The sequence below is a fragment of the Rhodopseudomonas sp. P1 genome, from assembly GCF_039642825.1.
GTDB classification, from domain to species: domain Bacteria; phylum Pseudomonadota; class Alphaproteobacteria; order Rhizobiales; family Xanthobacteraceae; genus Rhodopseudomonas; species Rhodopseudomonas palustris_H.
This window is the reverse complement of sequence record NZ_CP088006.1, coordinates 1,953,633-1,968,087: the sequence shown is the minus strand read 5'-3', so window position 1 is coordinate 1,968,087 and position 14,455 is coordinate 1,953,633. Positions and strand designations below refer to the sequence as shown.

General features: G+C 65.4%; 8 protein-coding genes. 2 read left to right on the top strand and 6 right to left on the bottom strand.

Annotated elements, in window-relative coordinates:
• Window positions 1-144: 144 nt before the first annotated feature.
• The 4 genes from LRC39_RS09095 to LRC39_RS09080 form a co-directional block, all read right to left on the bottom strand.
• Window positions 145-3,267: an efflux RND transporter permease subunit gene (locus tag LRC39_RS09095; RefSeq protein ID WP_346297019.1), complete on the bottom strand. Its 3,123-nt coding sequence runs from the start codon at window positions 3,265-3,267 to the stop codon at window positions 145-147.
• 159 nt (window positions 3,268-3,426) lie between these two features.
• Window positions 3,427-4,665 (bottom strand): efflux RND transporter periplasmic adaptor subunit, encoded by a 1,239-nt coding sequence (locus LRC39_RS09090; RefSeq protein ID WP_346297018.1) that lies wholly within the window; start codon window positions 4,663-4,665, stop codon window positions 3,427-3,429.
• A gap of 218 nt (window positions 4,666-4,883) precedes the next feature.
• Window positions 4,884-6,281: a CoA transferase gene (locus LRC39_RS09085; RefSeq protein WP_346297017.1), complete on the bottom strand. Its 1,398-nt coding sequence runs from the start codon at window positions 6,279-6,281 to the stop codon at window positions 4,884-4,886.
• A gap of 50 nt (window positions 6,282-6,331) precedes the next feature.
• A complete protein-coding gene (locus LRC39_RS09080; RefSeq protein WP_346297016.1) occupies window positions 6,332-7,282 on the bottom strand; it encodes a LysR family transcriptional regulator in 951 nt (316 codons plus the stop codon).
• Window positions 7,283-7,362: 80 nt separating this feature from the next.
• Between LRC39_RS09080 and LRC39_RS09075 the strand changes: the two genes are divergently transcribed.
• Window positions 7,363-8,340: an NAD-dependent epimerase/dehydratase family protein gene (locus LRC39_RS09075; RefSeq protein WP_346297015.1), complete on the top strand. Its 978-nt coding sequence runs from the start codon at window positions 7,363-7,365 to the stop codon at window positions 8,338-8,340.
• Window positions 8,341-8,914: 574 nt separating this feature from the next.
• Entirely contained in the window at window positions 8,915-9,535 is a 621-nt protein-coding gene (locus tag LRC39_RS09070) for a hypothetical protein (protein ID WP_346297014.1), read from the top strand.
• A gap of 84 nt (window positions 9,536-9,619) precedes the next feature.
• Here LRC39_RS09070 and LRC39_RS09065 read toward each other — a convergent pair whose 3' ends face one another.
• The gene (locus LRC39_RS09065; protein ID WP_346297013.1) at window positions 9,620-10,744 is read right to left on the bottom strand and encodes a DUF4238 domain-containing protein; all 1,125 of its coding nucleotides are present in this window, start codon (window positions 10,742-10,744) and stop codon (window positions 9,620-9,622) included.
• 108 nt (window positions 10,745-10,852) lie between these two features.
• Complete coding sequence (locus LRC39_RS09060; protein ID WP_346297012.1) at window positions 10,853-14,437, bottom strand: error-prone DNA polymerase; 3,585 nt, start codon at window positions 14,435-14,437, stop codon at window positions 10,853-10,855.
• Window positions 14,438-14,455 lie beyond the last annotated feature (18 nt).

The window sequence follows — 14,455 nt, the reverse complement described above, 5'->3', positions numbered from 1 at the left end:
TGCGGTGTATCGCCGCGACGATCCTGTCATCAAGGCGTCACACGGTAACAGCGCAGTTGTTGCGTATTTTCAACGCGATCTCGCGCCACCCGGAGAACTCCTACCCGCGTTACTACGAGGGAGCGCGAATGGCCGGCGGGGCGATTAGTTGGCGCGCCGCCGGGAGAAATACGAGATCAAAACCGGCAGAGTGATGAGAATCACCCCCGGCGCCAGCATCATGCCGGTGACCACTACGATCGCCAACGGCTTCTGCACCTGCGAGCCGATTCCGGTCGACATCGCCGCCGGCAGCAGGCCGACGCCGGCGATCACGCAGGTCATCAGCACCGGCCGGAGCTGCAGCTCGCCGGTGCGGACCACCGCGCGCAGCCGATCGAGCCCCTGGTCGATCAACTGATTGTACTGCGACAGGATGATAATGCCGTCCATCACCGCAATACCGAACAGCGCGATGAAACCGATCGCCGCCGACACGCTGAACGGGATGCCGCTGACCAGCAGGCCCATCACGCCGCCGAAGATCGCCATCGGGATCACGCTCATCGCCAACAGCGTGTCGGTGAGCGAGCCGAAATTGAAGAACAGCAGCGCGCCGATCAGCGCCAGACTGATCGGGACCACGATCGACAGCCGCTTGATCGCGTCCTGCAGATTGCCGAATTCGCCGACCCATTCCATCCGCGAGCCCGGCGGCAACTGGACCTGAGCGTTGACCTTGTCCTGGGCCTCGCGGATCGCGCTGCCGAGATCGCGCTCGCGCACCGAGAACTTGATCGGCAGATAACGCTCCTGGTCCTCGCGATAGATGTAGGCGGCGCCGGACACCAGCTGGATGTCGGCGAGCTCGCTGAGCGGAATCTGGGTGATGCCGTTCGGCCCTTGCACGCCGATCCGCAGATTGTGGATCGCCTCGGCGCTCTTGCGATATTCCGGCGCCAGCCGAACGATGATCGGGAAATGCCGGTCGCTGCCCGGCTCGTACAAATCACCGGCAGTGTCGCCGCCGATCGCCACCTTGATGGTGGCGTTGATGTCGCCGGGCGCCAGCCCGTAGCGCGCGGCGCGAGCCCGGTTGACGTCGATCTGGATCGTCGGCTGGCCGAGCGAGGTGAACACCGCGAGGTCCTGGACGCCCTGCACCGTCGACAGCACCGCCTTGATCTTGTTGGCGGTGTCGGTCAGCGCCTGCAGGTCGTTGCCGTACAGCTTGATCGAGTTCTCGCCCTTCACGCCGGACACGGCTTCGGAGACGTTGTCCTGCAGATACTGCGAGAAGTTGAACTCGACGCCCGGGAATTTCGCCTGCAGCTGCTTCAGCATCCGCGCGGTCAGCTCGTCCTTGTCGTGGCTGCCGGGCCATTGCGAGGCGGGCTTCAGCGGCGCAAAGAACTCGGCGTTGAAGAAGCCGGCAGCGTCGGTGCCGTCGTCGGGCCGGCCATGCTGTGACACCACCGACTCGACCTCGGGGAAGCTGGCGATCAGCTTGCGCATGTCGTTGACGTAGCCGTTGCCCTCGGTGAGCGAAATCGTCGGCGGCAGCGTCGCGCGGATCCAGAGGTTGCCCTCCTCCAACTTCGGCAGGAATTCGAGCCCCAGGAAGCGGGTGGCGATCAGGGTGGTCAGCACCAGGCCCGCCGCGCCGGCCATCACCACCGGCCGGTTCTTCACCGCCCAGCCGAGCCACGGCGTGTAGACCTTGTGCAGCATCCGCATCAGCCAGGTCTCGGTCTCCTGGACGTGGTGCGGCAGGATGATGGCGCTGAGCGCCGGCGTCACCGTGAAGGTCGCCAGCAGGCCGCCGGCGAGCGCATAGGCGTAGGTCCGGGCCATCGGGCCGAAGATGTTGCCTTCGACGCCGGACAGCGTGAACAGCGGCAGGAAGGCCGCGATGATGATCGCCGCGGCGAAGAAGATCGAGCGCGAAACGTCCGCGGCGGCGGAGCGGATCGCGTGCTTCTTCATCCCCATGATGGTGTCGGCGGAGATCTGGCTGCGCTCTTCGGGCGACAGCACGGTGGTGTGTGAGAGTCGCCTGAAGATCGCCTCGACCATGATCACGGTGGCGTCGACAATCAACCCGAAGTCGATCGCGCCGACCGACAACAGGTTGGCGGACTCCCCGCGGAGCACCAGGATGATTACCGCAAAGAACAGCGCGAACGGAATCGTCGCGCCGACGATCAGCGCGCTGCGCAGGTCGCCGAGGAAGATCCACTGCAGCAGCACGATCAGCAGGATGCCGACCACCATGTTGTGCAGCACGGTGTGGGTGGTGGTGTCGATCAGATCCTTGCGGTCGTAGATCCGCTCGATCCGCACGCCGGGCGGCAGCAGGCCCGAGGCGTTGATCTTGGTGACCGCCTGCTCCACCCGCGCGATCGTCGGCGAGCTCTGCTCGCCGCGCCGCATCAGCACGATGCCCTGGACGATGTCGTCGTCGTTGTTGATGCCGGCGATGCCGAGCCGCGGCTTCTCAGCGACGTTGACCTTGGCGACGTCCTTGACCAGCACCGGATTGCCGTTGTTCGACGCCACCATCGTATTGGCAAGATCGTCGAGCGAACGGATCAGGCCGACGCCGCGCACCACCGCGGATTGCGCGCCGATATCGACAGTGTTGCCGCCGACATTGATGTTGGAGTTGGAGACCGCCTGCAGCACTTGCGGCAGGGTCAAGCCGTAGGCGATCAGCTTATTGAAATCGACCTGGACCTCGTAGGTCTTGGTCTTGCCGCCCCAGCCGGTGACGTCGATCACGCCCGGGATCGCCCGGAAGCGGCGCTGCAGCACCCAGTCCTGCAGCGTCTTCAAATCGAGCACGCTGTAGCCGGGCGGGCCGACCAGCCGATAGCGGAAGATTTCGCCGATCGGGCTGAGCGGCGAGATACCGGGCTGGACGTTGCCCGGCAGCGGCGGCAGCTGCGACAGCCGGTTGAGCACCTGCTGCAGCGCCTCCTGATATGTGTAGTCGAACGAGAACTGCAGTTTGACGTCGGACAGGCCGTACAGCGAGATCGTCCGGATCGTCTTCAGGTTCTTGATGCCGGCGACCTGGGTCTCGATCGGAATCGTAATGTAGCGCTCGATCTCCTCGGCCGAGAGCCCCGGGCTCTGGGTGACGATGTCGACCATCGGCGGCGTCGGATCGGGATAGGCTTCGATATTGAGGTGTTCGAACGCGGCGACACCGCCTGCCAGCACCAGCAAGAACAGCGCGAGCATCAGGAAACGGCGGTTGACCGCGAGTTCGACGAGGCGACCCATGCGGATCGGACCTTTCAGGGCAGGCGGAGGCTGTGAGGCGCTGGTCCGGCGGTTATGTCGATCAATGCCGCAGGCCGTTCAGAAGAACAAGCGACCGCAGGCTGAGGGCGGGAGCACCGGCGGCGGGACCGCGCGGCGACGGTCGTGTGCAGACCGGAATTACCCGGTGGCGGCCCGATCGATGAAAAGGCTGCCGCGGGTGATGACCTTTTCGCCCGGACGCAGATTGCCGGTGACTTCGACCATGTCGCCGGCCGACAGGCCCGGCTTCACCGTGCGCAGCTCGATCGAGCGGTCGTCATGCGCGACCCAGACCCGGACCTGGTCGCCTTCGTAGATTAGCGCCTGGCGCGGCACGCCGACGGCCGGATGATCCGACGGCGAGTAGATCGTGACGTTGGCGAACATCTCCGGCTTCAGCAGCCCGCCGGGATTGTCGATGGTGGCGCGCACCGTCAGCCGGCGGGTGGTCGGATCGATCGCCGCGGCGACGTAGTCGATCCGGCCGGTCAGCGTGCGGCCCGGCAGCGCCAGCACCTTGAAGCTGATGTCCTGGCCTTCGGCGACATCGGCAGCTTCGCTTTCGCGGACGAAGGCGGTCAGCCACACCGTCGACAGATCGCCGATCATATAGACGGGATCGCTGGAGCCGGAGTTGACGTACTGGCCCGGACCGACCTTGCGCTGCACAACGGTGCCGGCGATCGGCGCCACGATGGTGGTCTCGGGATTGATATTGCCCTTGTCCTGGAAGGCGGAGATCGCGGACTCGCTGAGGCCGAGAATGCGCAGCCGGTTACGCGCGGCTTCGAGCGCCGTGGTGGCCGACTGGAAATCGTTCTGCGCGGTGACCAGCGTCGCCTGAGCCTGCTGATAGTCCTTCAGCGGCACCGCCTTGCCTTCGAACAGATCGCGGGCGCGCTTGTCCTGAAGCTGCGCCAGGTCGAGCTGCGACTTAGCCTTGTTGAGCGCGGTCGAGGCGGTGATGAAATCGTTCTGGGCCTGGACGGTGTCGGGCGCTTCGATCGAGAACAGCGGCTGGCCCTTGGTGACGTGGTCGCCGGGGCGCGCCAGCAGCTTGGTCACCCGGCCCGCATAGGGCGAGAACACCGGGGTGGCGCGGTCTTCGTCGATGGCGATCTTGCCTTCGGTGACGTGCTCGGCGCGGAAGCTGCGGTCGCTCACCGGCTCGATCGTCAGGCTGGCCCATTCGGCCGGGGTCGGGGTGTAGCGGTCGGCACTGCGGCGCGACTGGCTGGAAATATCGGTGTGGCCGCGACCGGGCTGCTTGAACTGAGCCAGCTCGTAACCGCCCACGGCAACGCCGGCCGCAACGCACGCAGCCGCGATCCACCGGGTGCGCCGAAGACGCAGATTTCGAAGAAAATGTTCGCGCATGCCCTGCCTGAGCTCCGGCTTGATCGCCGCGTTGCCTCCCTGACGGCTGATAATGCCCGAATCGTGGCCAGCGCAAAGTGAAAACGGCAAAAATGCGCTTAGCAGCGAATGATGACACCAGCGCGTCAGCCGCCGACCGAGACGCGCGCCTCAATGGGCAGGTTTACGAATTCCATCCTGAACGGCACATTAACCGGCGGAACCGGCTGCCGGAGGCCTTAACCGCGGGCCGGCCAGGCCGCCGGATTGGTCCCCAGCGGCACCGCCGGGCGGGCCCAGGCCGCCGGCGTGGCGCTGAGAACCGCAGAATGCCGGACCGCCTGCAGCGTCCCGAAGCCGGATTGGGCGCGTTCGAGATACGGCCCCGCCGCTTCCTGGCCGATTTCGGGGGTGGCGAGACCGTGCGGCAGCCGCCCCATCTGCCACAGCCATTTGCCGGTGCGGGCCAGCGACACCTGGACGTGCCAACTTCCGCCCTCGCGCGCCTGGCGGGCCTTGGCGATCATCGCCCCGAACGCCATCAGGTAGCCGGTCGCATGGTCGAGGATCTGCATCGGCAATTCCTTCGGTCCGGCGACACCGGCCGCCTGCCCTTCGGCACGGTTGAAACCGGTGGCGCATTGCACCAGGGAGTCGAAACCGCGCCGCTCCGCCCACGGACCCGAGCGTCCATAAGCGGACAGTGACACGTAAACGATGCCGGGATTGATCGCGGCCGCTTCCTCGGGCGAGAAGCCGAGCGCAGCGAGCGAGCGCGGACGATAGCCCTGGCTGAAGATGTCCGCTTCGGTGAGCAATTCGCGCAGCGCGGCGTGGCCCTCCTGCGTGGTCAGATCGGCGAAGCTCGACAGCTTGCCGCGGCCGGTGTCGATCACCAGCCAGGGGATCGACGGCAGCCGAGGGCTCGACACCAGCATCACGTCGGCGCCATGCGCCGCCAGCGTCCGTCCTGCGACCGGGCCGGCGATCACCCGCGATAGGTCGAGTACACGCAAACCGGCGAGCGGCCGGCTGCCTTCCGGCCACGGCTTCGGCGCCGCCTCGCCGATCTTGCTGATTTCCACCAGCGGCAGCGCATCGAGCGCGGCGGCCTGCGGCATCGCCTGCCATTCTTCGCGCGATCGCATCAGCGCCACCACGCCGCCGGCCGCATAAGCAGCGGTCTCGAACGCTCCGCCCTCCCACTGCAGCAGCGCGGCCTGTACCGCGTCGCGAACCGGCTCGCAGGCCAGCACCCGGCAGACCGCGTCGCGATGGTGCGGAAAGTTGGTGTGCAGCCGGACGTAACGGCCGCCCTTCACCTGATACACGCCGGCGAGCGGATCCCAAGCGGGCGGCGGCGGTTCGTCGTTCTTGCGCAAGTAGCGCTCGGAGCGGCACTCGATCGCGGCGTGGCGGATGTCGACGCTGACGCGCTGCGCCTGCCCGCTCCGCATCGTCCAGATCTCCGCCGCCGCCAGCCCGCTCGCCGCAATCGCCACCTGCGCGGCGGCGTCGACGCGAAACGACGACGGCAGTTGCGGCTCGTCGCCGGTGAGCGTCACGCGCTCCAGCGCGACGGCATCAGCGCCGACGGAGGTCCAGAGATCAGCAAGCAGATCACGGGGAGATTGCATACGCCTTGCCTCCCGGCTCTCATCGGAGCCGCCTGGGTGACGGCGCACAGCTAAGTCGGTCGGCGCGCCGCGCGTTGACCACAATCCGCATAGGCCGGCCCGGCGGCCTCGCGCAAGAGGCCGCGAAACCAGACCAGCAGCGGATCGGCATGACGCAGATGCGACCACACCAGCGTCATCGGCAACTCGATCTTGGTGAACGGCGGCGGTTTGACGATCAGATCGAACGCGCCGGCAAAGCGGCGTGCCAACGCGCGGGAGATCGTCGTCACCATGTCGGTCGCGGCGACGGTCGCCAGCGCCGCGGTGAAATGCGGCGTGACCAGCGCGACCCGGCGGCTCACCCCCGCGGCCGCCAGGATTCCGTCGAGCTCCGAGCGACCGTCGTCGAGCAGCGCGATGCCGACGTGGTCGACGTCGGCGTAGTCGCCGATCCGCCAGGTGCGTTTGGCTTTCGGATGGCCGCGCCGCATCACCAGTGCGAGGCGGTCGTCGGCGATCGGCATACTCACGGCACCGGGCGGCAAATCGGTGGTGGCCAGCGCGAAAGCGAAATCCAGCGCGCCGCTCTCCATGCGCTCGCGCAGATCCGCGCGGTAGGGCTCGAAGCGCAGATCGATGCCGGGCGCCTCGCGAGCCAGCCGCGCCATCAACGGCGGCGCCAGCAGCACGGTCTGATTGTCGGACGCCGCGATGCGGATGGTGCGCTGTTCGGTGGCCGGGTCGAACCGGCGTTCGCGAAACAGGTCCTTGAGGTCGGCAACGGCGACGCTCAGGAGCGGCACCAAGGCTTGCGCCTTCGGCGTCAGCACCAAGCCATGATGACCGCGGACCAGCAGCGGATCAGCGAGCAAAATGCGCAAGCGCGACAGTGCGCGGCTCATCGCCGGCTGGCTCAGGCCGACGTCCTGCGCCGCGTGGGTGACGTTGCGCCGGCGCAGCAGCGCCTCGAGCGGCGGCAGCAGATTGAGGTCGAGCCCGGCCAAATTCACTTCGCGCATGATGATGATATAAACAATGCATTTTTGATATGCAACGAAAGCGCTTAGTCTGCGGTCATCGACTTTGAAAGGAGTTGCCCATGACGCCGGAGATCGTCGTTCTCGGCTACGGCCCGGTCGGCCGCGCCACCACCGAATTGCTGACAGCGAAAGGCGTTGCGGTGCGGGTAGCGCAACGATCCCGGCCCGCCGATCTTCCGCGCGGCGCTGTGTTTCAAGCCTGCGACGTGCTCGAACCCGCCTCGGTCGCAGGCGCCGTCGCGGGCGCGAGGCAGATCGTCGTCGCGATCGGCTTTCCCTATGTCGGCGAGGTGTGGCGCACCGCGTGGCCAGCGGCGATGCAAAACCTGCTCGCGGCAGCCGCTGCAGCGAATGCGCGGATGGTGTTCGTCGACAACCTGTATATGTACGGCCCGCAGAACGCGCCGCTGCGCGAGGACATGCCGCTGACTAATGCGGGCGTGAAACCCGCGGTGCGCGCCGCCATCACCCGGCTGTGGACGGCGGCGAGCGTCGCCGGCCAGGTGCGCGTCGCGGCGCTGCGGGCGCCGGACTTCTACGGGCCGGGCGTCGGGCTGTCGCATCTCGGCGATCTCGCATTCGGCGCACTCGCCAAGGGCAAGCGCGCGATGCTGATCGCAACGCCGGATACGCCGCACGACTTCGCCTACGTGCCGGATATCGCGCGCGCGGTCGCGACCCTGCTCGACGCCCCGGACGACGCCTTCGGTCAGGCTTGGCACATGCCGAGCGCGCCGATCCGCACCCCGCGGCAGATTCTCGAACTCGGCGCCCGGGCGCTCGGCATGCCCGCGCGGATCGCGTCGCTGCCGCAATGGCTGCTGCCGGCGATCGGCACGGTGTCGCCGATGCTGCGGGAGATGAGCGAGATGCGGTTCCTGTGGGATCGTCCGTACCGGGTCGATGCGCGGAAATTTACCAGCCGGTTCTGGTCGGACGTCACGCCGTTCGAGATCGGCGCCGCGGCGACCGCGTTGTCGTTCCGCAAACGGGCCGCTGCACTGGCGGCGTGTGATCGCTTAGTGAAAATCCCGTGACGGCGGCAGGATGCGGACGTCGCGGGGGCGGCGATGGCGTTGGGCGGGGGCGTCGGGCGTATCGCGAACGTGACGCTCGCCGCAGCGAACGACGGACCGCGCGTCGCCTTGCGGCGCGCCACCGGCGGCGGTTTTGGGCGATCAGGTCCGTGCTTTCGGGGACGGGCGCGATGCACTCCGCACCGCTTCATCCGGCAGGCTTTCCCCGCCTTCACCGTCCCGCGTCCAGCGAACTAACAAGTCGCAGAGGCCCGGACGGAGACCCGATGCCTCCCGGACGCGGGCTTGCGAGACCCATCGCGTCACTCCGGCTTCGCCAGCCACGCCGGCTCCGCCAAAGTCGCCCGGCTGGTCACCCAGCCGACAGATCTGCCCCACCAAGACGCCTCATGATACGCCCCTCGTTGGACAGGACGGGTAGTCGAACCAGGATTTTGTCAGGACGCAGGGCTAGGGAATCTTGGTGCGCGAGAGCGGATCTGAAATCCGACCATGTCGAGAGAGCCAGAAGGCCAATTCTCCTATTGCGTCCGCTGTTGTACGATTTCGATGCGGCAATCGTGGAGTCGCCTGGATGAGCACGACATCTTGGATCAAGCCAGTATTGAGCGCAGCCTTGTTGCTAACACTCGCTTCGGCTGCCGTTTGCGAAGAGACGAGAGCACAGCAGGGTGATCTTCGCTGGCGGACTTCGACGTCCGAGGGGCGATCATCTCTCGTCCAGGCATCTTCCGACGCGACGGACGCCGTCGGCCGCTTTGAGTTCACATGTGTCGTGAAATCTGGAGACGTCATCGTCTCGGTGGTGATGACGGATGAGCAACGCGCCGCATTTGCGGGGCTACTGACCAGCGGTGAATACCCCACAGTCACGTTGTCGGACGGACGGACCAAGTCTGCACTTGCAAAGCTTGAATTTGGAGATGCTGACGGCTGGTCATATGCGTTCACCGTTCCGGTTGACAGCAAGTGGTTCGACGATTTCGAGAAGACCGGCTCATTACGCCTCACTATCGGCAAGACCATAACAGACGGCGACAGCCTCAATGTCGGACTCGGCGCGATCACCGACTTTAGAACCCAGTGCAGAAAGCCGCATCAAACACCGCCGCCCGCTGTCCACCCGCTTCCGCGAACACCTCCAAACCCCGATGTGTTTCCGCCGGCGAAACCGACCTCTCCTGAGGCGCACTAGCGATGGTTCGATGAATGAGAACAGTCAGCTGATCGCCTCGGCGAAGACCGCTTTGGGCCAAGACCTGACTTCGCCGCTGCTAGCTTATCGCCTTGTCCAAGCGTTTGGACGCAGCCCTGTGCGAATGATCTGCATCTTCTCACCCTGATCGGGTGGCGGTTCTTCACGCCCACGATACAGCCACTCGCGCTTGCGGACGTGGCCCATACCTGTTCCATTAAAAAAGGTTGTTGGTTTTGGGCGATAGCGAAGCCCGGGAATCCACCGATCAGGCTCCGGGTAGTTGAATCGGGTTGCCACCAACGAGCGTTTTGCAGCACGGCCTTCCTCGACAGTGCCAAGCCGATAATGCTCCGCGTTCTCTGTTTCGCCGTCGGGAACGAACGTGTAGGCTGTCGCCGCGGGCCGGCGCTTGTGCTTCACCGCTGCAAACCGCTGCCGCACGTAGTCGCCATCTTTCCATCGCTGGAAGTAGATGTTCTCTTCCGCAGCAATGCACTGAATTTCATTATATGCATCGATCGCCACTTCGCTTTTGAGGATCGCGCGGCCGTTGGTAGCATCGAGCGAATATACAAGGCCGTCATAGCAGATCACGGATAGGCGTGGCGACATAGGCATGACGAAGATCAGCCCTGACGAAGCAACGCCGAACGCCGAGCCGCCCAGCTTCTCGGTTGCGAAGCGGTTAAGCAACACAGCCGGATCGTCCGCGATGATGAAGTCGCGGCTTGTGTGATTCTCCACGAAGCGAATCTTCAGATCCTTCAGCAATTCGCGCGACTTTATCGCGAGGCGCATTGCACTTATGACCAGCTTCTTGTCATCCGGCACCGGCTCCTCGGGTCCCCAGCTGTTCGCGTTCGTCTGCTCGATCCAATGCCGGAGTCGCGCGGCGGCGTTCGCCGTGCGCCAGAGCTGCATACACATGAAAAGGCTGGTTTCTTCCCGATCCTTATCCGAATTGCCTCCGCCCACGACGCGCTGGCGCGCGAGGCCGAACATGCCTTCTAGTTTACCGAGAAGTAGTTCAAGCTGGCCATCCTCGCCGTACCAATAATGGCGCGCGCACTGACCCTTCACCGGCGCATCGGGGATCAGTCGATCCGATCGGATATTGTAGAGATTGATGCTCTTGTCCTCAGCATCCTTCGTGAACGGCCGCAGCAATACGCGCGGCACGAAGTGCTGATTCTTGTGGTCCGCCATATCGTTATCGCCAATCCAAGGAGCTCAACTTAATGAAGCTTACGACCAGGGTGCCCGCAACGCTAGGTCATCGAGGTCCGCTTCGGGTCATAGGCGGCACCGCGCCCCTCAGTGAAAATCCCGTGACGGCGGCAGGATGCGGACGTCGCGGGGGTGGCGATGGCGTTGGGCGGGGGCGTCGGGCGTGTCGCGGCGGTCGCCGTTGAGGGCTTCATAGCCATGCTTCTCGGAGGTGAGTTGTTCGTAGAGGTCTGTGCCATCGGGCAATTCCGGGCGAGCCAGGCCTTCGGCGAGGCGGCCCATCTCATGGCTGCGATCGATCAGGCGTTCGGCGACGAGATGCACCACGCCTTCGGGGCTCGCCTGGACCTTGCCCTCGACCAGCACCAGCCGTGCGCCCATCACCTCTTTGCGAAACTTTTCCATGATGGCCGGCCACACCACGATGTTGGCGATGCCGGTCTCGTCCTCGATGGTCATGAAGATCACGCCATTGGCGCTGCCCGGCCGCTGCCGCACCAGCACAACGCCGGCGCAGCGCAGCCAGCGGCCGCTCGCGCGCTGCTTGGACTGCGACACCTCTTGGCAGGTCACGACCCGCTCGGCCTGAAACAGCGCGCGCAGGAATTCCATCGGATGCCCCTTCAGCGACAACCGCACCGTCTGATAATCGGCCACCACATGCTCGGCCATCGGCATCGCCGGCAGCGGCGCGGCGCGCTCGTCGTCCTGCTCGCGCGCGTGCGCGGCTTCGAACAGCGGCAGCGGCACGTCGTCGGGCAGCCGCCGCACCGCCCACAGCGCGGCGCGGCGATCGAGCCCGAGCGAGCGGAACGCGTCGGCGTCGGCCAATAGGATCAGCGCACGCTTCGGCAGCGCGGTGATGCGGGCGAACTGTTCGAGCGAGGTGAACGCCCCTCTCGCCCGCGCCGCGACGACGCATGCTGCCCAGTCGTCGCTCGGTGCCTCGCCGGCTTCGCGCCGCACCCGCTCCTCATCCGGATCGGCCCAACGGAAGCCATCGATCATGCGGAAGCCGAGCCGCACAGCGTGATACGCGCCACAGCGCTCCTCCAGCGTGCACTGGCCCTCACTGAATGACACATCGACCGGTCGCACCTCGACCTTGTTGGCGCGCGCATCGCCGACGATCTGCGCCGGCGCGTAGAACCCCATCGGCTGCGAATTCAAGAGCGCGCAACAGAACGCGTCGGGGTGGACGTGCTTGAGCCATGACGACGCATAGACCAGCTGGGCGAAGCTGGCGGCGTGACTCTCGGGAAAACCGTAGGAGCCGAAGCCTTTGATCTGCTCGAAGCAGTTCTGCGCGAAGGCGCGCTCGTAGCCGCGCGCCACCATGTTCTCGACCATCATCGATTCGAACTTGCCGATGGTGCCGACATTGCGAAACGTCGCCATCGCGCGGCGCAGGCCGTTGGCCTGCTCGGGCGTGAACTTCGCCGCCTCGATGGCGATGCGCATCGCCTGCTCCTGGAACAGCGGCACGCCGAGCGTCTTGTGCAGCACCTTGCGGAGTTCGTCCTTGTCGCCGTGCTGCGGCGATGGCGATGGATAGGAAACATCTTCCTGCTTATTTCGCCGCCGCAGATAGGGATGCACCATGTCGCCCTGAATCGGGCCGGGCCGCACGATCGCGACTTCGATCACGAGATCGTAGAATATACGCGGCTTCAGCCGCGGCAGCATGTTCATCTGCGCGCGGCTTTCGACCTGGAACACGCCGAGCGACTCGCCGCGGCACAGCATGTCGTAAACCTCCGGCACCTTTCGCGGAATGCTGGCGAGCGTCCAGCGCTCGCGCTTGTGCGCGTCGATCAGGTCGAAACATTTGCGGATGCAGGTCAGCATGCCGAGCGCCAGCACGTCGACCTTCATCATCTTCAGGGTGTCGATATCGTCCTTGTCCCACTCGATGAAGGTGCGATCCGCCATCGCGGCGTTGCCGACCGGCACGTAACTGTCGAGCCGATCCTGGGTCAGCACGTAACCGCCGACGTGCTGCGACAGATGCCGCGGAAATTCGATCAGCTCGGTGGCGAGTTCCACCGCGAGCGCGATCATCGGATTGGCCGGATCGAGCCCGGCCTGCTTGACCTGCATGTCGTTGAGGCCCTTGCCCCAGCTGCCCCACACCGTATCGGCCAGCGCGGCGGTGACGTCCTCGGTCAGCCCCAGCGCCTTGCCGACGTCGCGGATCGCCGAGCGCGGCCGATAGTGAATAACGGTGGCAACGATCGCAGCGCGGTGGCGGCCGTAGCGGCGATACACATATTGCATCACCTCCTCGCGCCGGACGTGTTCGAAATCAACGTCGATATCCGGCGGCTCCAGCCGCTCCTTGGAAATGAAGCGCTCGAACAGCAGGTCGACCTCGGCCGGGTTCACGGCGGTGACGCCGAGCACGTAGCACACCGCCGAATTCGCCGCCGAGCCGCGGCCCTGGCACAGGATGTTCTGCGAGCGGGCGAACTGCACGATGTCGTGCACGGTGAGGAAGTAGTGCGCGTAGCGCAGCTTGCGGATCAGCCGCAGCTCCTTGTGCAGCACCTTCTTGGTACGCGGCGAAATCCCCTTGGGGAAGGCTTTATGCGCGCCGGCCCAGGTCAGATCCTCGAGATGACGCTGCGCGGTCTTGCCCGGTGGCACCGGCTCGTCGGGATATTGATATTTGAGCTGATCGAGCGAGAAATCGATCCGCTCGGCGAAGCGCAGCGTCTCGGCGATGGCATCGGGATCATGACGAAACAGCCGCGCCATCTCGGCGGCGGGCTTGAGATGCCGCTCGGCATTGGCTTCCAGCCGGCGGCCGGCTTTATCGATCGTGGTCTTCTCGCGCACGCAGGTCAGCACATCCTGCAGCGCCCGCCGCCGCGGGTGGTGATACAGCACGTCGTTGGTGGCGATGCATGGAATTTTCGTTGCGGCCGCGATCCGCCGCAGCCGATCAAGCCGCCGCTTATCGTCGCCGCGATAATACGGTGCGAGGGCGAGCCAGACGGCACCGGCATTGAGCGCGGCGAGACGCGCGAGTGCGGTGGCGATGGTCTTCGTCTGGAAGCGATAGGATGGCATCAGAACTAACAGGATTTGCGAATTACCGACGCTACGTTTCCCACCGTCATGCCCGGGCTTGACCCGCCTGCGGGGCCGAAGCCCCTTCGGCGCGGCGGAGGCCCGGGCATCCACGGGCACCAGCACGGCCTTGCTTAAAGACGTGGATGGCCGGGACGAGCCCGGCCATGACGGCGTTGGAAACTGATGGATAGAGGCGGAAGGCTGAGGGGTGGACCTCGCAGGCTCGTGGATGAATTCCTCCAAATCCCCAAACGTCAGATGGCACTCGCCCTTCTCCGCGCGGAGCTTGCCGGTGCTGAGCAGGCGGCAGAGGCGGCCGTAGGCGGCGCGGTCGGTCGGATAGGCGAGAATGTCCGGCGTGCCGTCGATGAAGCACAGCCGGGTGCCGATCAACAGCTTGGTCTTGTGGATGAGGTCCTTATTGTCGAGCTCGCTATAGGCGCGGACCACGCCGGCCAGCGTGTTGCGGTCGGCGATCCCGATCGCGTCGAGCCTGAGCCAGCTCGCTTCATGGACATAGTCCTGCGGATGCGAGCCGCCTTCGAGGAACGAAAAATTGGTGGTGACGCCGATCTCGGCGTAGCGCGGCACGCTCATGGGCGTCTCGATTCAAAA

Excerpts from the sequence above, each read along its gene's own strand:
- LRC39_RS09095 (WP_346297019.1), bottom strand. The coding sequence starts at position 3,267 with ATGGGTCGCCTCGTCGAACTCGCGGTCAACCGCCGTTTCCTGATGCTC.
- LRC39_RS09090 (WP_346297018.1), bottom strand. The coding sequence starts at position 4,665 with ATGCGCGAACATTTTCTTCGAAATCTGCGTCTTCGGCGCACCCGGTGG.
- LRC39_RS09085 (WP_346297017.1), bottom strand. The coding sequence starts at position 6,281 with ATGCAATCTCCCCGTGATCTGCTTGCTGATCTCTGGACCTCCGTCGGC.
- LRC39_RS09080 (WP_346297016.1), bottom strand. The coding sequence starts at position 7,282 with ATGCGCGAAGTGAATTTGGCCGGGCTCGACCTCAATCTGCTGCCGCCG.
- LRC39_RS09075 (WP_346297015.1), top strand. The coding sequence starts at position 7,363 with ATGACGCCGGAGATCGTCGTTCTCGGCTACGGCCCGGTCGGCCGCGCC.
- LRC39_RS09070 (WP_346297014.1), top strand. The coding sequence starts at position 8,915 with ATGAGCACGACATCTTGGATCAAGCCAGTATTGAGCGCAGCCTTGTTG.
- LRC39_RS09065 (WP_346297013.1), bottom strand. The coding sequence starts at position 10,744 with ATGGCGGACCACAAGAATCAGCACTTCGTGCCGCGCGTATTGCTGCGG.
- LRC39_RS09060 (WP_346297012.1), bottom strand. The coding sequence starts at position 14,437 with ATGAGCGTGCCGCGCTACGCCGAGATCGGCGTCACCACCAATTTTTCG.